A 215-nucleotide genomic window follows, 5' to 3' on the forward strand; every position below is an offset into this window, starting at 1 on the left:
GCGAACAGGTCGCTGTGTAGAGCAATGCCGGCGAGGTCGTCCGTGGTACGCAGACGAGGACGAACGACTGGAGCACGATGAGCCGGATATGGGGGGACCGACTGCGGCAAGGGGCATCACCACTGCCTGGTCCTGGACGCTGAGGGCGACACACTGCTGTCGCGACGGGTAGCCAACGACGAGCCTGAGCTGCTGGCCTTGATCGCCGATGTGCT

At 64.7% G+C, this 215-nt stretch carries 1 pseudogene; it reads left to right on the top strand.

The window, feature by feature from the left end:
- Positions 1-77: 77 nt before the first annotated feature.
- Positions 78-215, top strand: a pseudogene (locus IH80_RS46770) (IS110 family transposase); the annotation flags it as partial.

Origin of the sequence: Streptomyces sp. NRRL S-378 (assembly GCF_000720645.1) — a bacterium.
Lineage (GTDB): Bacteria > Actinomycetota > Actinomycetes > Streptomycetales > Streptomycetaceae > Streptomyces.